Source organism: Puia sp. (assembly GCF_035546395.1).
Taxonomy (GTDB): domain Bacteria; phylum Bacteroidota; class Bacteroidia; order Chitinophagales; family Chitinophagaceae; genus Puia.
Window position 1 is genome coordinate 36,820 of the sequence record NZ_DASZXR010000005.1, and the last position, 18,961, is coordinate 55,780.

Genomic DNA, 18,961 nt, shown 5'->3' on the forward strand with positions numbered 1-18,961 from the left:
AATATAAGGAAATTAACAACTTCTTAAACAGTCAACGTGGAAAAAGCTCAAGCCCTTCTCCGTGGCATGGATGTCCGAATCGCCCCGCATCGCCCACCTCGTCTTTCAAGCCAATATCACTCGGAAATAAAATATTTATTAAAATACTTGCCCGCCTCAAAAGTTTTACGCAACTTAGTGTACTATTTCACTAGTACACCAACCGAAAATGGTCACCATCCACAATCTCCACTACTCCTATCGCCGGCAACCGGTCTTCGCCGGCCTCGACCTGCAACTCCAACCCGGCCACATCTACGGCCTCTTAGGCCGTAACGGCACCGGCAAATCGACCCTGCTCCGCAACATAGCCGGCTTCCTATTCCCGCAACAAGGCCACATCGACGCCCTCGGCTTCACGCCCCGCAAACGCCAGCCGGCCTTCCTGGCCAAATATTTCCACATCCCCGAAGATTTCCAGCTGCCCGATCTTTCCCTCCCCCGCTGGATACAGTATATCGCCCCCTTCTACCCCGATTTCAACCGCCGGCAGTTCGACCACTATTCCCGGGAGTTCGCCATCCCCGCCGTCGGCGGCCTGCGCGAACTCAGCTACGGTCAGCAGAAAAAGGCACTGATCAGCCTCGCCCTCGCCACCAACGCCCCGCTCCTGCTGATGGACGAACCCACCAACGGTCTCGATATCCACAGCAAAAGCCAGTTCCGCAAGGTCATCGCCGGCGCGATCGACGACGAGAAATGCATCCTCATCAGCACCCACCAGGTGAACGATCTGGAAAATCTCATCGACAACGTCACCATCCTCGAAGAAGGAAAGATCCTCTTCCACCAGTCGATGAGCCGCATCGCTGAAAGATTGCTCTTCAGGCTTTCCTTTGATCCCGAAGAAATCGCACAGGCCCTCTACAGCGAATCCGCCCTGAAAGGCCACGCAGTGCTGCTGCCCAACCGGGAGGACCAGGACAGCCGCCCCGACCTCGAAATGCTTTACAAAGCCGTCCTGCTCAACGGCAAAAAGATAAACGCGCTCTTCGCATGACAACCGCACCGACCAACCAGCTCTTCCTCTTCTCCCGGTGGCGCCTGCTCGTAGCCAAACACTGGGTAGAACACCGGCGACCCTATCTTCTTTCCCTGCTGGCCATCGGCGGCCTGTACGCCGCCTGGTTCGCCTTCACGATCGCCATCGATGCCTACGCACCCATGGCGGCGAATATGCAATTCATGGCCTATATTACAGGACTATATGCCGTTGGCTGCCTCTTTTCCAGCATGTTTTTTGCCGATCTGAGCACAAAGAAAGACGCCCTTCCCTGGCTATCCCTTCCCGCCTCCCACTTCGAAAAGCTGCTCTGCGTCATTCTTTATGGCGTGGTGCTCTTCTTCATCGCCTTCAACGTAGTCTTTTACTGCGTGGATATCATCATGGTCCAATGGTCCAATAATATCACTTTTCACCATCCAAGGTTCTTCCCGGGTACCACCGTCCGCGTCCAGCCCGTCACCGTTTACAACATCTTTACCGCGGTAGGCGCGCCCGTTCCCGAAAAGAACTACCACATCTTTACCTCCCTTTATTTCGCCATCCAGGCGGCCTTTCTGTTAGGCTCCGTCTATTTTACCCGCTATTCTTTTGTAAAAACCGCCATCGCCGTGCTCCTTTTCATCCTGGGTTTCGCTTTCCTGCAACAGGGCGTCATCTACCCCCTGTTGCCCAAAGGCTGGAATAACGAATTCCTCGATTGGGCCAGGATGTCTTACGATGGGGGCCCGCCGGATAGCGAAGTTCGCCTGCCCGGATCACTGGAAAAAGCCATCGTTGCACTCGGCCAGTTCGGACTGCCGCTGTTCTTCTGGTTCGTCACCTGGCTTCGGCTAAAAGAAAAAGAGGTGTAAACATGAAGTTCAGAGAAACCCAAAGCATCTATCTGCAGATCGCCGACTTTGTCTGCGAGAAGATCCTTCTTAAGGACTGGCCGCCGGGCGATCGCATCCCCTCCGTGCGGGAACTGGCCGTACAGCTGGAAGTAAATCCCAATACCATCATGAAGACATACGAGCTTCTCCAGCAGGAAAAGATCATCTTCAACCAGCGGGGCATCGGCTTCTTCGCAGCCAATGACGCGATCCAGCAGGCTACCCGCTACCGGCGCGACTGGTTCGTCGAAAAAGACCTTCCCCAGGTATTCCGCAGCCTGTTCCTGCTCGGCATGGACCCGGAAGAATTGAAACCCCTCTACCTGCAGTTCAAAAAACAAATGCGCAACAAAAACAGTTAGCCGATGAAAGCAAGTAATAAATGGCTCCTGGGCTTTATCCTCGCCACGGTTTTGTTCTGCCTGGGGATGTACGGGTTGTTGTACAGCGAGTATCGAAAAGGCCATTTCGTCACGGAGGCGCAGTTGCACAAGGAGCAATTCATAAAGCAGCCCATCCGCAAACCCCGCGTCATCGCCCTCGACGGTACCGTCTGGGTCAACCTGGTCCCCGCGGACAGCTTTTCCCTCGAGCTGCCCCGAGTCAACAAAGACGCCGATGCCGGACTGTTCCAGACCGGCCCCGCTATACAACTGAAAATAAACAGCCCCGAAACCCCGGCCGTCACCTGGCGCCAGCAAGGCGATACGCTCTTCATAAAAGGTAGCGTCAATCGCCCCCTCCATCGCCCCTGGTCCGCCTGGTACTACCGGCGCGCAATACCCGAGGTGAATGTCCTCGGCCCGGATGTCGACGAGATCATCCTCAACAATGGCCAGCTTTACCTGCAGGGAACCGCCGCAGCAACCGCCAAACGATCCGCCCGCCTGACGATCCGCAACTCGACGCTCTGGCTGGGAATGCAATATGACAACGACCACCGGGGCCCCACCGAATTCTTCGACAGCCTCGATATCCATTCTGCCAACAGCATTACCATTATCAACAGGGCCGCCGTAATCAACCATCTTCGAATGACCGAAACGGACAGTTCCGTCGTCAGCGATCAATACGCCAACATCCAATCCTCGATCATACAGTCGAGTCCCGACTCCCGCGTCGATCTCAGCGGCGGCAATCTCAAAAACAATCAACTCATCATCCGTTAAACAGCTTCCTATGCAGCTCATCATCCGCAATCTCTCCAAGACCTATCCAAACGGCGTCCGCGCCATCCACGACGTCTCCCTCACCCTCGACACCGGCATGTTCGGGCTCCTCGGCCCCAACGGCGCCGGCAAATCCTCCCTCATGCGCACCATCGCGACCCTGCAGGAGGCTGACAGCGGGTCTATCACCCTCGATGACATCGACGTCCTGCGCGAAAAGACGCGCGTTCGCCAACTGCTCGGCTACCTTCCGCAGGAATTCGGGGTCTACCCCCGCATTTCCGCCGAACAGATGCTCGACCACGTCGCCCGCCTCAAAGGCGTCGACCGCCCCGGCGAACGCAAAGACCTCGTCGACGGACTCCTCAACAAGGTGAATCTCTATAAGGATCGCAAAAAACGCCTCGGCACCTACTCGGGGGGGATGAAACAACGCTGGGGCATCGCCCAGGCGCTGATCGGCAATCCCCGGCTCATCATCGTCGACGAACCCACCGCCGGCCTCGACCCCGCCGAACGCAACCGCTTTTACAACCTGCTAAGCCATCTCGGCGAACAGACCATCGTCATCCTCTCCACCCACATCGTCGAAGACGTCTCGACGCTCTGTTCCCGCTTCGCCATCATCTGCCTCGGCGAAGTGCTCTACCACGGCGAGCCCGACGCCGCTGTCGCGGAGCTGGAAGGCAAAGTCTACAGCAAACGCATCCCCCGCGACTCCATCGATGAATACCGCGCGGTCTATCCTATCATCTCCACCCAGCTGAAGGGCGGAGACATCCATATCCGTATCCTCGCCGATATCGACCCCGGCAGCGGCTTCCGCCCCACGCCCCCCAACCTGGAAGATGTCTACTTCTCCCATATCGCCACAAAAATGGATGTCCTAACGATCTAGTTCAAAAGCACCATAAAATTCAAGTTTATGTTCTCCCAGATCTTTCTGTTCGAGATCCGGTACCGCCTGCGCCGGCCGGCCTTCTATCTCTATTTTCTCCTCGTCTTCGGCTTCGCCGCGATCGCCTTCTCCCAGGGAAATTTTGGCGCGGCCGAAAAAGAGGTGCTCAACTCCCCCCATATACTCGCAGACTTCTGCGCAACAATGAGCATCTTCCTTATGCTCGTCAGCTCCGCGATCATGGGCACCCCCCTCTACCGCGACCTGGAACACAACACCAAAGAATATTACCTCGCCTACCCCATCACCAAAGCCGGCTATTTTTGGGGCCGCTTCCTGGGTTCCTTTGTCTTCGTCGGGGTCATCGCCACCGCCGTGATCCTCGGCGCCCGGGTGGGCTGCTGGGCCGGACCCGCCTTCGGCTGGACACCCGCCGCCCGCTATGGCGCCAACCACCTTTCCTACTACCTCGCACCCTTCCTGATCCTGACCCTCCCCACCCTCTTTTTCACCTCCGCCCTGTTCTTTGGCCTAGTAGCCATCTTCCGCAACGTCAAAGTCATCTATAGCAGCGGGATCTTTTTCTTTTTGGGCTATATCCTGGCCAATTTCTTCATGCATAACATCCATGACAATAGGGTCATCTATCTCTCCGACCCCTTTTTGCAAAACGCCATACGCATGTCCGGCGCAGGCCGTTCGGCCAATCAGCTGAACCATGACGTCCTTCGCCTCAGCGGTCTCGTCTTATCCAATCGCCTCCTTTGGGTCGGCGTCGGAACCGCAGTGCTGGCCTTCACCTGGTGGCGCTTCAACTTCGAGCGGTTCTTCAGCGGCCGCGCATCCAAAGACAAAAGCTCAGCCCCTCCCCCCCGCACAATACTCACCGACACCACCCCACATATCCAACTACAGGGCGCCTATTACCACCGCACCCTCGCCAGCCTGACCCGGATCGAACTCCTCAACATTATCCGCGACAACTATTTTTGGATCATCCTCTCCGGCGGCTATATCTTCCTCTCCTTCGTTTTTTGGCATGGTCCCGGCCAGTATGGCGTCCGCGATTACCCCCGGACCGTCTTCTTCGTCGACGCATTCGCCGACATCTTCCTCTTCTTTGTCTTCCTGATCATTGCGTTCTATACCGGCGAGACCGTTCACCGCGAAAAGCTTACCCGCTTCTCCTCGATCAACGACGCTCTTCCCCCGCCCGACTGGCTGCTCAATCTCTCAAAGCTGCTGAGCCTCTGTATCCTCGCAGCCTTCCTCGCGCTGACGCCCATGCTGATCGGTTTACCCGTCCAGCTGTTAAAAGGATATACCCATTTCAACATGCCGCAGTATCTTTCCTCCACCGTCGTCATCATCCTGCCCAAGCTGGTCCTGATGGTCCTCTTCTGCTATACGGTCCAGCTCATCGTCAACAACAAATTCGCCGGCCACGGAATCACCATCACCGTGTGGATCGCGATGTTCTGCCTGTATGCCTTCGGCTATTTCGATTATATCCAGCTGCTGTATTCCTATGTCCCACAGGTCTGGGCCTCCGATATGGACGGCATCGGCCACATGGTACGACCCATCCTATGGTTCAACACCTACTGGACCCTCGGCGGCGGTCTGTTGGTCATCCTCGGCGGACTCTTCTTCGCCCGCGGCGTCCCCCGCTCGGCAAAAGAACGGCTTCGCCTGGCCCGGCAACGATTTCACGGAACCACGCGGATCGGCGCCGTCACATTACTCATCGCCTTTCTGGCCGCTGGCTCTTATACCTGGTACAACATCAGCTATCTAAACGAATTCACAACCCGCTGGGAAAGGAACGAACGAAAAGCGCTGGTGGAAAAAAATCTGAAGCATTATGCGTCCCTGCCCGTGCCCTGGATCACGCGGCTAAAGCTCAACGTCGACCTGTTTCCCAACAAACAACAAGACAAGACTCAGGCGTGGCTAACGGTCACGAACAAGACCGATCGGCCGATCGATACCCTCCTGATCGACGGAGACGGTCTCGACTTCGAGATCGAACAGAACGGGACGATATTGCCTTACACCTGCCCCCTGTATTTTCCCCGAGCAAAGTTCAGCCTGTTCCGTCCGTCGCAGGAACCCTCCGACTACCGGCTCTACATCCTGCCCCACACTCTTCGCCCCCGGGACACCATGCAGTTCCAGCTGCGTTCCACCCTCGCCTTCCATGGTTTCAGAAATTATCTTTACGCTGCGCAGACCCTTCACAACGGCACCTTCACCACGGGCAACCTCCCAGGCCTCGGCTACGACGAAGGAGATGAGCTCGGCAACAACGAGATCCGCCGCGCCCACGGCCTGCCCGAAAAGCACGATGTCGAGATCCCCTGGAATGACTCCGTCAATCAACGCATGAAAGCCAACGGGGTGAATGCCGACCCGATTGCCTATGATCTGACCGTCAGCACCATTGCAGGTCAAACTGTCGCCGCCTCCGGCCGCCTCGATCGCGAATGGACAGAGAACGATCGGCATTATTATCATTTTGTACAGGACACGCCCGGGATCAACCCGCCTGTCGCAATCCTCTCGGCCCGCTTCGCAAAACTCACCGACACCGTCCAACTGGACAACGGCCGCATCGTCCACCTCGAGATCGATTATCATCCCGCCCACTCGTCCAATCTGGAACACTTTCAACGGGCAATGAAAGAGGGATTGCGCTACTACTCCCACGCCTTCGGTCCGTATCCCTATGGCCGGCTCACCCTGGCCGAATCCCCAGCCTATGGCCGCCGCGACCTGTCCACCCCAGGCGTCATCTATATCGGCGAACCCGAAGGATGGGTCGCCGATCTCCATTCTCCGGATAGCTGGGACTATGTTTACTATGTGGTCGCGCTGCAGGTGGCGCACCAATGGTGGGGCAATACCGTAGTGCCCAACAATACGCTGGCCTCGCGGACCATCGATGCCGGCATCTCTCACTATTCCGCCCTCGCGCTTCTCGCCCGCCAGCGCGACAGCACCAACCTCCGGCGGGCACTGGAATTCCTCGGCTGGGACTATGGCTGGGGCCATCGCACCAACTTCGACGGCGAACGCCCCCTTCTCAATGCCAACAAATGGTACCAGTGGGACGCCGGCACGGCCCTCCAGCTCTTCGTCCTCGCCCGGACCATCGGCACAGACAGCCTCAACAGCGCCCTCCGCGACTTCCATGACCAATGGTCCCTCCGCCCCACCGGCCCTTACCCCGGCGTCCACGATCTCTACAACACCCTCGCCGCGCATATCCCCGACACGCTCCACTCCTGGTTCGCCAATGCATGGCTCAAGCCCCAATCCGGTCCGCCCGCGCCGCCTGCACCCTCACCCCCACCCGTAGCCGCCACAAAACGGAGGTCATAACCCGCCCCACCGAACCCGCGATTCCTCGGGGCACTTCATCTCCTTACTCGGCAATATCTTGAACAACACTCCCAACATGATACTGTAATAATGATCATTCCGCCCGTCATTCCCCACCCGGCTGAACCCGTCGAGGTAATCCGTCTTGCTGAACCGGTAATTGCCCTCCAGGTTGACCGACCAGGCCGGCCCCGGCACATACCGAACCCCCACGCCGATCGGGAATACCAGCACGCCGCGGGGAGGATTCCGCGCCAGATCCTCCTTCAGTCCGTTAACGATCTTCGTCCCCTGCGTCGACGCGAAATACGTCGAGTCGAACCGGCTCGCATCCCGCCGCACCGTCAGGAAGCTATAACCGATGCCCCCAAACACGTAAGGAGAGAATCGCAAATGATTATCGTTATTGCCAAAAATATCATAGACCAGCGTCTCCGACACCTCGAAGGTCGTCGTCCGGAACCGCAACGCCCGCGCCTGTCGCCAGGCTTCCTCGCCGTATTTCCGGTCATCGCCCCGCAGCTCTCCCAAAGTAAGGCCGGTCCGAAGCGCAAAAGAACGATCCAGGAAACGGCTCGCCGATACCATCCCGCCGATGCTCACCTCCTTGAAACTACCGGCAAGTCCGGGCGCAAGATCGCCCTGGTAGATGAATGGACCCACACTGAGCCCCACTTCCCATTTGGGTAAAGGTGTTGAAATTTGTCCTCTGACGCCCGTAGCAAGGGAACAGGTCAATGCCGTCGCGGCAGCCAAACCGGAGATCTTTTTCATCATAATGGAACGAATTTTAATTCCTTCTCCGGCATAGGGTCACGCTCCCCAATACAACAACAGGGCCGGAAATCAGTTATCCACATGCGCGCGCCGGCCGTTCCATCCCCACCAGAAATAAAAAAATTTGGTCAAATCCAAAAAGGGTGTAATTTTGCCTAACGCTGTTACAAAAAGTAACGTCGATAGAACAAATGGGAATCAACGATCGCAAACTAAGGCAAAAAGAAGAGGTCCGGGCCAGCATCCTGGACACGGCCTGGGAAATGGTCGTCACCGAAGGGTGGCAATCCTTTTCCATCCGCAAGATCGCCGATGCTATCGAATACAGCGTCCCGGTGATCTATAGTCATTTTGAAAATAAAGACGCTATTCTATTGGAATTCAACCGAAAAGGATTTCAGATATTAGCCGATTCACTGGCAAAGGCAAAAGCCGGAAAAGCCCTCCCCGCCGACCAGATCCGGGCCATGGCCCGAGCTTACTGGGACTTTGCCTTCCAGAACAAAGAGTATTACCAACTCATGTTCGGCCTCGGTATCCCCACCTGCGAAACCGTCAGCAAGATCCCGGCAATGGCCGCCTTCAACGAGGTCATCACCACCAGCATCGTCGCCATGGTGCCGGCCGGTCAACAACTACCCTTCGATCCGTTTCTTAAATACCAATCTTTTTGGTCTATGCTTCATGGCCTGGTATCTATCAACATAAGCAAACTCGGCAAGACCGACCCAACCGGTAGCGAACACGCCAACCTGCCCCTGAAGGTCCTCGAAGACGTCATGTGCAGCTTTATCCGCGGCATCGAAGGAGCAATTGGCCCATCCGGCAAAACAGACCAATCCTCTGAACCCAGCCAACCCACCCATCCCGCCTAGCCTTTTTTTTAGCGCAATTAAATAACACCGTTATAAATTATAATACCGATAACACGTATGCACCTCATAGAAGCCTTACACTGGCGCTACGCCACCAAACGCATGACCGGAGAAACCCTTCCGAAACACAAGGTAGAAACCGTCCTCGAAGCCGTCCGCCTCGCGCCAACCTCCAGCGGCATCCAGCCGTTTACTATCCTGCATATCACCGATAAGCAATTGCTGGAAAAAATAAAACCCATCGCCAACAACCAGGCCCAGATCACCGAAGCATCCGACCTGCTGGTCTTCGCAGCATGGGAAGACGTCACCCCCCAACACATCGATGCAGTATACGACCGCATCTCCCGGGAACGCAATCTCGCACCCGGCGCTCAGAAAGAATATGTAGAGAAATTGAAAACCCGGTTCGCCGGCTCTACTCCCGAATTCCGCGCCCAGTGGGCCATCCGCCAGGCCTATTTAGCCCTCGGCATCGCCATCACAGCCGCCGCACTCGAAAAGGTCGACGCATCTCCGATGGAAGGATTCCGCAACGCCGAACTCGATCAGCTGCTCGGTCTGCCCGAAAAAGGCCTCCGCAGCTACGCCCTCCTGGCCCTCGGGGTCCGCGACCCGGCCGCCGACAAATTAGTCCATTTAAAAAAGGTACGCCGCCCGAAAGAAGAATTAATCATCAATTTATAATTTAGAATCACTTTAAAAATCCCAAAAAATGAAGAAGATCATTCTCAGCACCGCAGCACTCTTTATCCTCGCCGGTTCTACGTTCGCCCAGGATTGGAACATGGACAAAGCGCACTCCCAGGTCAATTTCGTCATCGGTCACATGGGCATCAACGAGATCGCCGGTAGCTTCGGCTCCGTCACCGCGAAGTTCACGGCCACAAAGGACGATTTCACCGATGCAGTGATCGAACTCTCCGCCGACGTCAATTCCATCAACACCGGCAACGAACAACGGAACAACCACCTGAAGACTGACGCATTCTTCGACGCTGCCAAATTCGGTACGTTCACTTTCAAAAGCACCAGCTTCAAAAAAGTAGGCGACAAGAATTACCAGCTCACGGGCGACCTGACCCTTCACGGGATCACCAAATCCGTTACCCTCAACGCTACCTTCAACGGTACCGCCACCAACATGCAAAAAAAGACCATCGCAGGTTTCAAGGTTACAGGTATCATCAAGCGTAGCGATTTCAATATCGGCATGGGTATGCCCGCCGGCATGCTGACCGATGAAGTATCCCTCGTCGCAAACACCGAATTCGTAAAAGGCTAATTAGAAGAACCCTGCCGCCTTCGGCGGCAGGGTTAAAGTAAAAAATTATGAAATTTATCGCATTCCTGCTCCTCACCGGCAGCGCCTTCGCCTTCATCGCCGCACAGAACTGGCAGATCGCCGATGGCTATACCATCGCCTTCAGCAGCGACGACGCCGGCGGCGTCTTCAAGGGGTTCAAAGGCAACATCGCCTTCGACGAACAAAATCCGGCCGCATCGAAATTCGACGTGACCATCGACGCATCCACCATCAATACCGGCAACGGATTGCAGAACAAACACGCCAAAAGCGATGAATGGTTCGATGTTGCAAAATATCCCCAAATTCACTTCGCTTCTAAAAGCATCGCTAAGACCGCCAACGGATACCAGGTGACGGGGGACCTGACGCTTCACGGTGTCACAAAATCCATCACCTTCCCTTTTACCTTTAAAAAGACCCCTGCCGGCGGCGCCTTCGCGGGTTCCTTCACCGTCAACCGCAACGACTATAAGCTCGGAAAGCCGGGTGGCGATGTCGGGGAATCCATCAAGATCGATCTCAACGTCCCGGTGACAAAATAATAACCCATGTTTAAAAAAGCGCTATTCCTTGGCATCGTCTCCGGCTTGCTGGCCGGCGTTGCCGGGATCATCTACGCAAAAGTGTATTACACGGCCAACGAAGCCGATTTTTCGAAAGTGGCCGGCACCGTTAACATCGTCGCCTCGAGCCTCTTCGGCGGCGTACTCGCCGCCATCGGTTACACGGTACTGGACAAGTGGCTCAAGACAAAAGGAGAGATCGTCTTCAACTTTCTCTTCACGCTCCTCAGCTTTGCCAGCCTCCTGCTGCCGATCGGCCATCGCTTCTCACCGCCGATCGATACCCCGGAGTTATTCCCGGGTATGGTCATCCCCATGCACTTCTTCCCGGCCCTCGGTTGGTACACCCTGAAGCCGCTCTTCTTTACAAAACTTGCGGGGCGTTAGCCCCGCAAGTTTGTTGGCATAGTATTTTCAAGGATATTTACAACAATAGTATGTATGAATAAGAGGGTGCTCATATTGGACGACGACCTGGACATCCTGCAGATATGCACCATCGTTCTCCGTAAAAAAGGGTTCGACGTACAAACGCTCAACAGTTCCAACCAGGTCCTCAACCAGGTAAAGGCCTACCGGCCCGACGTCATCCTCATGGACAACTGGATTCCTGGCCCCGGTGGCATCGAAGCGACCCGTCTCCTCAAAGGAGCTCCCGATACCCAGGACATTCCCGTTATCTTCTTCACCGCCAACAGCAACGTCACCCAGTTGGCACGGGAAGCCAAGGCCGACTACTTCCTCCAAAAACCCTTCGACATCACCGAACTCGAAGCAACCGTTCAAATGGCGCTTGCACCCCTCAACCAGAAATAATCTGGACTACCGCCATTATTTTCCCCGAGTAGTCCACTTTCCCTTGCGCCTTCCCATATTCCTCTCATCTTTGCGAAGCTAAAACACCACTGTCATGGCTTCTGCATCCGCTACTGTAACCAACCCCGCCGCTCTTTTGTCGCCAACAACCACCCGCCGCCAACGCATAGAATCCATCGACCTCCTGCGCGGCGCCGTCATGATCATCATGGCGCTCGACCACGCCCGCGACTATTTCAACGGCAGCGCCTATTTGTACGATCCCACCGACCTTAGCCAGGCCTCCCCCGCCCTCTTCCTCACCCGGTGGATCACTCACTACTGCGCCCCCATCTTCATGCTCCTGGCCGGCATCGCCGCCTGGCTCTACGGCAACAAGAACGGCCGCAAAGCCGTCTCCTTCTTCCTCTTCACCCGCGGCTCCTGGCTCATCTTCTGCGAACTCTTTATCGTCACCGTCGGTTGGACCTTCAACCTTCATTTCACCTTCTATATCCTGCAGGTCATCTGGGCCTTTGGCGTCGCCATGGTCGCCCTCTCCGCGCTGGTCTACCTGAGCCGGCCGGTCCTGCTCGTCGTCGCCGCGATCCTCATCGCAGGCCACAACCTCCTCGACGGCATCCACGCCGCCGGCAACAGCCTCGCCACCGTCGGCTGGGCCTTCCTGCACCAGTTCACGTTCTTCTCGTATCCCAACGGGTTCGGCTTCGTCATCGGCTATCCCATCTTGCCCTGGCTCGGCATCATCAGCCTCGGCTACTGCCTGGGCAGCCTGTACGCACCGACTGTCGCCTCCCATCGCAGGAAAAAGACGCTTCGCGTCCTCGGCCTCGGCGCCATCGCGGCTTTCATTCTCATCCGCGCGATCAATATTTATGGCGATCCCGTTCCCTGGACCACCCAGCGCACCCCGCTCTACACGATCCTTTCCTTCCTCAACGTTACCAAGTACCCGCCCTCGTTGGACTATATCCTCATGACCCTTGGCCCCGGCCTGCTGTTCCTCGCCATCGCCGAAAAACCGCTGAACAAGCTCACCGCCCCCATCGCCGTCTTCGGCCGCGTCCCCTTCTTTTACTATATCCTGCATATCTATATCTTCCACGCCCTCGCCGTCCTCGCCGCCATGCTCCAGGGGCACCCGGCCTCGGACATGACCAACTTCACCAACTGGGTCACCGCCAATCCCAAGCTGAGAGGTTATGGCTTCGGTCTGGGAGTCGTATACGCCGTCTGGATCGCCGTCGTCCTTGCGCTTTACCCGCTCTGCAAACGCTTCGACGCCTACAAACGCGCCAACCAGGGACAAAAGAAATGGCTGAGCTATCTCTAACACTCGTTGGGGCGCTAGCGCGCCCCAACGCCGTCGCCGGGTCCCGCCCGAAATAGATCAGCACATTCCTGCAAAGGATCAGCTGGAACTCGTTGAACGGGAAATCCGACACCAGGTTATGCGTCGCAAAGATCATCTTCTCCCGCAATGAAGGATCGAACTTCGCCGTATCGGCAGGAAAGGGGCCGCTGTGGAACTATTTCTACAATTTAAGAAAAAAATAGCGTGCCGGCTTTTGGATTGATTATTGAATCCGTATCGATATGCAACCCATCCTTGGCCGATACAAACAGGGAAAAGATTTCTTCTATCGCGCCGGTGACCTCACCGCATTTATGCTGCGCTTCTTCCGCGAAGTGGTCCGGCCGCCTTACGAGTGGCGGGAGATATTCTACCAATGCTACCTCGTAGGCTATAAATCCACCTTCCTGATCGGCCTCACCGCCTTTATCATGGGCGCCGTCCTCACCATCCAGACCCGGCCTTCCATGGCGGCCTTCGGCGCTATTTCACTCATCCCCGGCATGGTCGCCGTCTCTGTCGTCCGGGAGATCGGCCCCGTTATCACGGCCATCATCTGCTGCGGAAAGGTCGGATCGAGAATGGGCGCCGAACTGGGTTCGATGCGCGTCACCGAACAGATCGACGCCATGGAAGTCTCCGCCATCAATCCCTTCCACTATCTCGTCGTCTCCCGCACCGTTGCCACAACCCTGATGGTCCCCCTGCTGGCGATCATCGCCGACCTCATCGCCTTCTACGGCGCCTATCTGGCAATGAATATCCACGATACGACCACCATGCGGCACTTCTTCGTGGCCGCCATGCATCACCTCGAATTCATCGATATCTTTCCCGCCATCATAAAGACCTTCTTCTTCGGCTATGTCATCGGCATCATCGGCTGCTACAAAGGCTATCACGCCCGCCGCGGAACGGAAAGCGTGGGAGTCGCCGCCAACAGCGCCGTCGTGGCATCCTCGCTCGCCGTCTTCATCATCGATATGATCGCGGCCCAAATAACCGACCTGTTGTAAAACGAGCATATGACACGAGGCGCAAGTCGACTGCATAGCACCATTGAAAAATAATCAACTCGTTATGACACGAGGCGCAAGCCGACTGCATAACACCCGTGAAAAATAATCGACTCGTTATGAACAAAGAGATCATAGAGGACCCCAGCGAAACAACCACCCGGGAAGAGGACAAAGCCCCTCTTCCCGCTCCCGAGCCCACCCGGGACACGAGCGTCCAGCCGCAGGAAGAACCCACCCTCCAAAAAGTCCAGGAACCCGTCATCGTTATCCGCGGCCTGACCAAATCCTTCGATGACCACGCCGTCCTGCGCGGCATCGACCTCCACGTCGACAAAGGCGAGAACCTCGTCGTCCTCGGCAAGTCGGGGACGGGAAAATCCGTTTTGATAAAATGTCTCGTCCGGCTGGAATGGCCCGACAGCGGCCAGATCACCATCCTTGGCCACGACCTGGACTCCCTCAGATATGAAGAAGTGAACGCCCTGCGCCTCCGCGTCGGCTTCCTTTTTCAAAACGCCGCCCTTTATGACTCCATGACCGTCCGCGAAAACCTCGCGTTCCCGCTGCGACAGCACAAAAAGACCATGTCAAAGGAAAAAAAGGAAGCGCTCATCATGGAAATGCTCGACAATGTCGGCCTCACCGACAGCATCGACCAATTGCCTTCGAAACTCTCCGGCGGCCAGAGCAAACGCATCGGCCTGGCTCGCACACTGATCCTCCGCCCCGAGATCATGCTCTACGACGAACCCACCACCGGCCTCGACACCGGTACCGCCAAAGAGATCAGCGAGCTCATTTGCAAGATGAAAAGGAAATACAACATTTCTTCGATAACGATCACCCATGACATGCCCTGCGCAAAAATGACTGCCGACCGCATCGTCCTGCTGAAGGATGGCATTGTCTATGCAGAAGGTAGTTATAGCCATCTGGAATCCTCCAAAGACGAATGGATCCAGTCCTTCTTTAATGTTTAACGGGAAACTATGCCAAAGGAAAGAAACTATAAATGGAAGCTTGGGCTCTTCGCCGTCGCCGCCCTGGTGATCACCATCTCCGCTATCTACTATATCGGCAAGCAAAGAAATAAGTTCGGTTCCGTCCTGCACATCACGGCCAAGTTCAGCTCCGTCAGCGGCCTGAAGGTCGGCAGCAACGTCCGCCTCGGCGGCATCGACGTGGGCACCGTGGACGACATCGCGCTCACCACCGACACCACCGTCCAGGTAGGTATGGTCATCCAGAAAAAGGTTCAGCGATTCATCCGCCGGGATGCCAAAGCAAGCATCAGCAGCGACGGGCTCATGGGCGACAAGGTGATCACCATCGCCGCAGGCACCCCCACGGCCCCCATTGTATCCGAAGGCGACTCCCTTGCTTCCCTAAAGCCCATCGAGACCGACGCCATCATGGCCAGCCTCAAGACCTCCGCCGACAACGCGGCAATCATCACCGGCAACCTGGCCGACATCTCCAACCGGATCAATAACGGCCGCGGCGCCCTGGGCCGGCTCCTCCGCGACACAACCCTTTCGGACAACATCACCACGACCGTCAAAAACCTAAAGTCCAGCAGTAAGAAGCTGGACGAGAATATGGAGGCCGCCCAGCATAACTTCCTGCTCCGCGGCTTCTTCCGGAAGAAAGAGAAGGAAAAAAAGAAACAAGAAGAGGAAAAGAAAAAAGAAGCCGAAGAAGCAAAGAAAAATCCGTAAATTTAAATACAACTCTACGGTTATGAAGGCCATAACCCTTGCTTGCTGTATCCTGGCGCTTGCCGCCCTGTCGGGGCCGGCCAATGCCCAGCTCACCGCCGTTCAACAACACAACGCGCGGATAATGGATTCTTTGCAAATGGAGGTCATCACCATTTGGTGCAAGGGACAACTCGACTTCCCCGCCAAATACAGCCGTCGCAAGACCGATCAGGTGACCCATATTCTCCGCACGCTGAACACGCTCTACACCGATACACTGACCCGGAGCAGACTGATCGCCGGGATTGAAGGCATCCGCGATGGCCGCGTTACCGTCGACAGCACCCAAAGCGGCGGCTCCACCTCCATCGTCGTCCGGATCAGCCTGCCCGAGTACCTCGAGGCCCGGCTGCTGTTCACCTGCGCCGGCGAGAATGTCGTCGCCCAGCGCTATGAGATCCAACCCGAGACAAAGATCTGGGCCAACGACCATGCCCAGGGCTTCGTGGATTTCAACTACTGCAAGACCGTTTACGCACCGGCCCTCAACTTCCCGGTACAGTATGCCCGCAACCAATACTTCTACGCCTCACTCGGTCTTTAAAATTCAATCACGACGCAAAGCGCCGACGGGATTGGCCAGCCCCGCCCGAACCGCCTGCACTCCAATCGTCAAAATCGTGATCAGCAACGTACACACAAACGTTATCGCGAAAACCATCCAGTCGATCGGCACCTTATACGCAAAATCCTGCAGCCACCGATGCATGATCAGGTAGGCCACCGGCGACGCGATCAGCATCGCAAGCCCTACCAGCTTCATAAAATCCAACGACAACAATACCACGATCCCGCTTACACTCGCCCCCAGCACCTTGCGGATGCCGATCTCCCGGATACGCTGCTCCGCACTGAAGCTCGCCAGGCCAAAAAGCCCGAGACAGGAGATCAAAATGGCCATCACCGTAAAATAGCCGATCATCGCCGACAACCGGTCCTCCGACGCATAGTTCTTCTGGAAATCCTCGTCCAGGTACGAATATTCAAAGGGCTCGTTGGGATCCAGCCTGTGCCAGGCGGCCTGTAACGCCAACAGCACTTTTGCCGGATCGCCGGGACGGGTATGGACGATCAGGTAACTGTTCTGCATCCGCTGAAACCGCAAGGCATAAGGCTCCACCGCCCAATGCAGATCCTTGAAATGGAAATCCTTTACCACCCCGATCACCTCCGACGTACTGGTCTGCCCCCGGAAATCGGCGTGTATCTTCTTTCCGATCGCATCCTGCGGGCTTGCAAACCCAAATATCTTTACAGCCGCTTCATTCAGGACGATACGATCGGCCGTATCCGCCATAAAATCCCGTGAGAACAGCCGGCCCGCCACCGGCTGCAAACCCAGCGTCGGTCCATAGTCGAAATCCACAAAGTTCATCTGCACCCGTTTTCCCAGGTGCGGGTCTTCGCCCTGGCGATACATCATATTGTCGGATGGATTGATGATCCCCGGATAATACGCAGCCGCGCCGGCATCCAGCACCTGCGCGTTACGGCGAAACTCCGTCTCCAGCGCCTTGCATTGCTGCTTGGCTACCGCCCCCCGCAAGGGGATAACTATCTGCGCGGCCTTGTTGAAACCCAGGTCCTGGTTGCGGAGATACCGCATCTGGCTGTTTATCACCACCGTCGAAACGATCAGCGTCACCGAGATGATGAACTGGAAAACCACCAGCCCCTTGCGCAACGATACCGCGGCCAGCGAATTGGAGAACTTCCCTTTCAGCACTTTTGCAGGTCGGAAGGAAGAAAGATAGAACGCAGGATAGACGCCCGCGATCAGCCCGGCGAGTACGGCCAGCAGGAAGAAGCCGGCCAGCATAGGCGCCTGGCTGGCGCCGGCAACTTCAAGGTGCCGGTTGGTCATCATGCTGAACGCGGGAAGCAAGAGCACCGTCAATCCCCACGCCAGGCCAAAGGAAATAATGCTCATCAAAACCGACTCCCCAAGGAATTGCGCGATCAGTCCACTCTTTACGGCGCCAAGCACCTTCCGGACCCCGACCTCGGACGACCGCTTCGCACTGCGCGCCGTCGCCAGGTTCATAAAATTGATACAAGCGATCAACAAGGTAAAGACGGCGATCGACCCCAAAATATACAGATAGGTCTTACTGGCGGTTTGCATGATGCTGCTGTCGAGATCGGGACGCAGGTGCAGCTCCCGGACCGGGACCAGGAACTGCCGGCGCGAATAGCCGTAGGACCTCAGGTCCTTGCCCGCATATTTGTCGACCCAACCCGGCCATTTCGCCTCCAGCCCCGCCGGGTCTGCACCAGGCCGCAGCTTCACATACATCACATACATATTGTTCGTTGCATAGTCGTTCTCCGACTGCCGCATCATATCATCCATATCCCCGCCGTGCATGCTCAGGAAAAAATTGGCTTCCAGGTGCGTTGGCGCGCCGATCGGCCGGAACACACCCTTCACCGTCAGGTTATGATCCCCATTGGTGGCGCTGCTGACATGGATCACCTTGCCCACCACCGGCCCGGGACCGAACAGCTTGTGCGCGATCTCCTCCGAAAGGACGATACAGGAGGGCCCATCCAACGCAGTATTGGGATCGCCCTCGATAAAATGATAGGTGAATAGCCGGAAAAAATTGGAATCGGCCAGGAATCCCCGGTTTTCGTAGAACGAGACCGGGATCGCCGTCCCCTCCCGGTATTGCAACATCGTCTTGTCCTCAAATAGGGACAATGGCAGCAGCCGCGTCGATTGCTCGATCTCTGGAAAATCCCGTTTCATCGCCGGCGCCATCGGCCAGGGCGTCGCCGGCATCACCTGCTCCTTCCCATGCCCGAAAGAAAAGGCCGTCTCCATCTGGTAGAGCCGGCGCACATCCTTCTGATAACTGTCATAGCTGGTCTCATGCAATAGATAGATGGAAATAAGCATGCAACAGGTAAGCCCCGCCGCCAGCCCGAAAATATTGATAAAGGAGAATATCTTACTCTTCATCAAATTGCGCCAGGCAATCTTTAGAAAGTTGGTCAACATACAACGCGAGATTAGTTGATGTCGTGTCCGCTAACGCCATGCCAAAGCCGCAAAAAATTAAAAATCAATCAATTATGATAGTCTAAAAACGCAACCACCTGTACTCTTTCGATACA

19 protein-coding genes and 1 pseudogene are annotated in these 18,961 nt (G+C 56.2%); 17 read left to right on the top strand and 3 right to left on the bottom strand.

Features of this window, described 5'->3' with window-relative positions; genetic code table 11:
• The first annotated feature begins 208 nt into the window (after positions 1-208).
• The 6 genes from VHE34_RS04940 to VHE34_RS04965 are packed head-to-tail and all read left to right on the top strand — an operon-like array spanning position 209 to position 7,368.
• Entirely contained in the window at positions 209-1,039 is an 831-nt protein-coding gene (locus VHE34_RS04940; RefSeq protein WP_325585246.1) for an ABC transporter ATP-binding protein, read from the top strand.
• Complete coding sequence (locus VHE34_RS04945) at positions 1,036-1,896, top strand: hypothetical protein (protein ID WP_325585248.1); 861 nt, start codon at positions 1,036-1,038, stop codon at positions 1,894-1,896. Before VHE34_RS04940 ends, VHE34_RS04945 begins: the two co-directional genes overlap by 4 nt.
• A gap of 2 nt (positions 1,897-1,898) precedes the next feature.
• Positions 1,899-2,279, top strand: coding sequence for a GntR family transcriptional regulator (locus VHE34_RS04950; RefSeq protein ID WP_325585250.1), 381 nt, complete (start codon positions 1,899-1,901; stop codon positions 2,277-2,279).
• A gap of 3 nt (positions 2,280-2,282) precedes the next feature.
• Positions 2,283-3,086 carry a hypothetical protein gene (locus VHE34_RS04955; RefSeq protein WP_325585252.1) on the top strand — a complete coding sequence of 268 codons (804 nt, stop codon included), beginning with the start codon at positions 2,283-2,285 and terminating at the stop codon, positions 3,084-3,086.
• Between the two features lie 10 nt (positions 3,087-3,096).
• Complete coding sequence (locus VHE34_RS04960; RefSeq protein ID WP_325585254.1) at positions 3,097-3,984, top strand: ABC transporter ATP-binding protein; 888 nt, start codon at positions 3,097-3,099, stop codon at positions 3,982-3,984.
• 27 nt (positions 3,985-4,011) lie between these two features.
• The gene (locus tag VHE34_RS04965) at positions 4,012-7,368 is read left to right on the top strand and encodes a hypothetical protein (protein ID WP_325585257.1); all 3,357 of its coding nucleotides are present in this window, start codon (positions 4,012-4,014) and stop codon (positions 7,366-7,368) included.
• On the opposite strand, the gene VHE34_RS04970 is transcribed toward VHE34_RS04965, so the two are convergent.
• Entirely contained in the window at positions 7,363-8,145 is a 783-nt protein-coding gene (locus VHE34_RS04970; protein ID WP_325585259.1) for a DUF6089 family protein, read from the bottom strand. The two genes, VHE34_RS04965 and VHE34_RS04970, sit on opposite strands and share 6 nt — an antisense overlap.
• 191 nt (positions 8,146-8,336) lie before the next feature.
• Between VHE34_RS04970 and VHE34_RS04975 the strand changes: the two genes are divergently transcribed.
• The 7 genes from VHE34_RS04975 to VHE34_RS05005 all read left to right on the top strand — a co-directional run bounded on the left by VHE34_RS04975 (position 8,337) and on the right by VHE34_RS05005 (position 13,041).
• Positions 8,337-9,020, top strand: a complete 684-nt coding sequence (locus VHE34_RS04975; protein WP_325585261.1) for a TetR/AcrR family transcriptional regulator — start codon at positions 8,337-8,339, stop codon at positions 9,018-9,020.
• A 57-nt stretch (positions 9,021-9,077) separates the two neighbouring features.
• On the top strand, positions 9,078-9,707 hold the full coding sequence (locus tag VHE34_RS04980; RefSeq protein WP_325585264.1) for a nitroreductase family protein: 630 nt from the start codon (positions 9,078-9,080) through the stop codon (positions 9,705-9,707).
• A 28-nt stretch (positions 9,708-9,735) separates the two neighbouring features.
• Positions 9,736-10,305, top strand: coding sequence for a YceI family protein (locus VHE34_RS04985; RefSeq protein WP_325585266.1), 570 nt, complete (start codon positions 9,736-9,738; stop codon positions 10,303-10,305).
• A 47-nt stretch (positions 10,306-10,352) separates the two neighbouring features.
• Positions 10,353-10,871, top strand: a complete 519-nt coding sequence (locus VHE34_RS04990) for a YceI family protein (RefSeq protein WP_325585269.1) — start codon at positions 10,353-10,355, stop codon at positions 10,869-10,871.
• Positions 10,872-10,877: 6 nt separating this feature from the next.
• Positions 10,878-11,279 carry a hypothetical protein gene (locus VHE34_RS04995; RefSeq protein ID WP_325585271.1) on the top strand — a complete coding sequence of 134 codons (402 nt, stop codon included), beginning with the start codon at positions 10,878-10,880 and terminating at the stop codon, positions 11,277-11,279.
• A gap of 54 nt (positions 11,280-11,333) precedes the next feature.
• Positions 11,334-11,708, top strand: a complete 375-nt coding sequence (locus tag VHE34_RS05000; RefSeq protein WP_325585273.1) for a response regulator — start codon at positions 11,334-11,336, stop codon at positions 11,706-11,708.
• Positions 11,709-11,802: 94 nt separating this feature from the next.
• Complete coding sequence (locus VHE34_RS05005; protein WP_325585275.1) at positions 11,803-13,041, top strand: DUF1624 domain-containing protein; 1,239 nt, start codon at positions 11,803-11,805, stop codon at positions 13,039-13,041.
• Between the two features lie 52 nt (positions 13,042-13,093).
• Here VHE34_RS05005 and VHE34_RS05010 read toward each other — a convergent pair.
• Positions 13,094-13,201, bottom strand: a pseudogene (locus tag VHE34_RS05010) (CheR family methyltransferase); the annotation flags it as partial.
• 103 nt (positions 13,202-13,304) lie between these two features.
• On the opposite strand from VHE34_RS05010, the gene VHE34_RS05015 reads away from it, so the two are divergent.
• From VHE34_RS05015 to VHE34_RS05030, 4 genes are all read left to right on the top strand, one after another.
• Positions 13,305-14,078: an ABC transporter permease gene (locus VHE34_RS05015; RefSeq protein ID WP_325585277.1), complete on the top strand. Its 774-nt coding sequence runs from the start codon at positions 13,305-13,307 to the stop codon at positions 14,076-14,078.
• A 119-nt stretch (positions 14,079-14,197) separates the two neighbouring features.
• On the top strand, positions 14,198-15,061 hold the full coding sequence (locus VHE34_RS05020; protein WP_325585279.1) for an ABC transporter ATP-binding protein: 864 nt from the start codon (positions 14,198-14,200) through the stop codon (positions 15,059-15,061).
• Between the two features lie 9 nt (positions 15,062-15,070).
• Positions 15,071-15,799 carry an MlaD family protein gene (locus VHE34_RS05025; RefSeq protein WP_325585281.1) on the top strand — a complete coding sequence of 243 codons (729 nt, stop codon included), beginning with the start codon at positions 15,071-15,073 and terminating at the stop codon, positions 15,797-15,799.
• 22 nt (positions 15,800-15,821) lie between these two features.
• On the top strand, positions 15,822-16,385 hold the full coding sequence (locus VHE34_RS05030; protein WP_325585283.1) for a hypothetical protein: 564 nt from the start codon (positions 15,822-15,824) through the stop codon (positions 16,383-16,385).
• A 3-nt stretch (positions 16,386-16,388) separates the two neighbouring features.
• Here VHE34_RS05030 and VHE34_RS05035 read toward each other — a convergent pair whose 3' ends face one another.
• A complete protein-coding gene (locus VHE34_RS05035) occupies positions 16,389-18,845 on the bottom strand; it encodes an ABC transporter permease (RefSeq protein WP_325585285.1) in 2,457 nt (818 codons plus the stop codon).
• Positions 18,846-18,961 lie beyond the last annotated feature (116 nt).

What these genes read in the sequence shown, in the direction of transcription:
- VHE34_RS04940 (WP_325585246.1), top strand. Translation starts at nt 209, where the DNA reads ATGGTCACCATCCACAATCTCCACTACTCCTATCGCCGGCAACCGGTC.
- VHE34_RS04945 (WP_325585248.1), top strand. Translation starts at nt 1,036, where the DNA reads ATGACAACCGCACCGACCAACCAGCTCTTCCTCTTCTCCCGGTGGCGC.
- VHE34_RS04950 (WP_325585250.1), top strand. Translation starts at nt 1,899, where the DNA reads ATGAAGTTCAGAGAAACCCAAAGCATCTATCTGCAGATCGCCGACTTT.
- VHE34_RS04955 (WP_325585252.1), top strand. Translation starts at nt 2,283, where the DNA reads ATGAAAGCAAGTAATAAATGGCTCCTGGGCTTTATCCTCGCCACGGTT.
- VHE34_RS04960 (WP_325585254.1), top strand. Translation starts at nt 3,097, where the DNA reads ATGCAGCTCATCATCCGCAATCTCTCCAAGACCTATCCAAACGGCGTC.
- VHE34_RS04965 (WP_325585257.1), top strand. Translation starts at nt 4,012, where the DNA reads ATGTTCTCCCAGATCTTTCTGTTCGAGATCCGGTACCGCCTGCGCCGG.
- VHE34_RS04970 (WP_325585259.1), bottom strand. Translation starts at nt 8,145, where the DNA reads ATGATGAAAAAGATCTCCGGTTTGGCTGCCGCGACGGCATTGACCTGT.
- VHE34_RS04975 (WP_325585261.1), top strand. Translation starts at nt 8,337, where the DNA reads ATGGGAATCAACGATCGCAAACTAAGGCAAAAAGAAGAGGTCCGGGCC.
- VHE34_RS04980 (WP_325585264.1), top strand. Translation starts at nt 9,078, where the DNA reads ATGCACCTCATAGAAGCCTTACACTGGCGCTACGCCACCAAACGCATG.
- VHE34_RS04985 (WP_325585266.1), top strand. Translation starts at nt 9,736, where the DNA reads ATGAAGAAGATCATTCTCAGCACCGCAGCACTCTTTATCCTCGCCGGT.
- VHE34_RS04990 (WP_325585269.1), top strand. Translation starts at nt 10,353, where the DNA reads ATGAAATTTATCGCATTCCTGCTCCTCACCGGCAGCGCCTTCGCCTTC.
- VHE34_RS04995 (WP_325585271.1), top strand. Translation starts at nt 10,878, where the DNA reads ATGTTTAAAAAAGCGCTATTCCTTGGCATCGTCTCCGGCTTGCTGGCC.
- VHE34_RS05000 (WP_325585273.1), top strand. Translation starts at nt 11,334, where the DNA reads ATGAATAAGAGGGTGCTCATATTGGACGACGACCTGGACATCCTGCAG.
- VHE34_RS05005 (WP_325585275.1), top strand. Translation starts at nt 11,803, where the DNA reads ATGGCTTCTGCATCCGCTACTGTAACCAACCCCGCCGCTCTTTTGTCG.
- VHE34_RS05015 (WP_325585277.1), top strand. Translation starts at nt 13,305, where the DNA reads ATGCAACCCATCCTTGGCCGATACAAACAGGGAAAAGATTTCTTCTAT.
- VHE34_RS05020 (WP_325585279.1), top strand. Translation starts at nt 14,198, where the DNA reads ATGAACAAAGAGATCATAGAGGACCCCAGCGAAACAACCACCCGGGAA.
- VHE34_RS05025 (WP_325585281.1), top strand. Translation starts at nt 15,071, where the DNA reads ATGCCAAAGGAAAGAAACTATAAATGGAAGCTTGGGCTCTTCGCCGTC.
- VHE34_RS05030 (WP_325585283.1), top strand. Translation starts at nt 15,822, where the DNA reads ATGAAGGCCATAACCCTTGCTTGCTGTATCCTGGCGCTTGCCGCCCTG.
- VHE34_RS05035 (WP_325585285.1), bottom strand. Translation starts at nt 18,845, where the DNA reads ATGTTGACCAACTTTCTAAAGATTGCCTGGCGCAATTTGATGAAGAGT.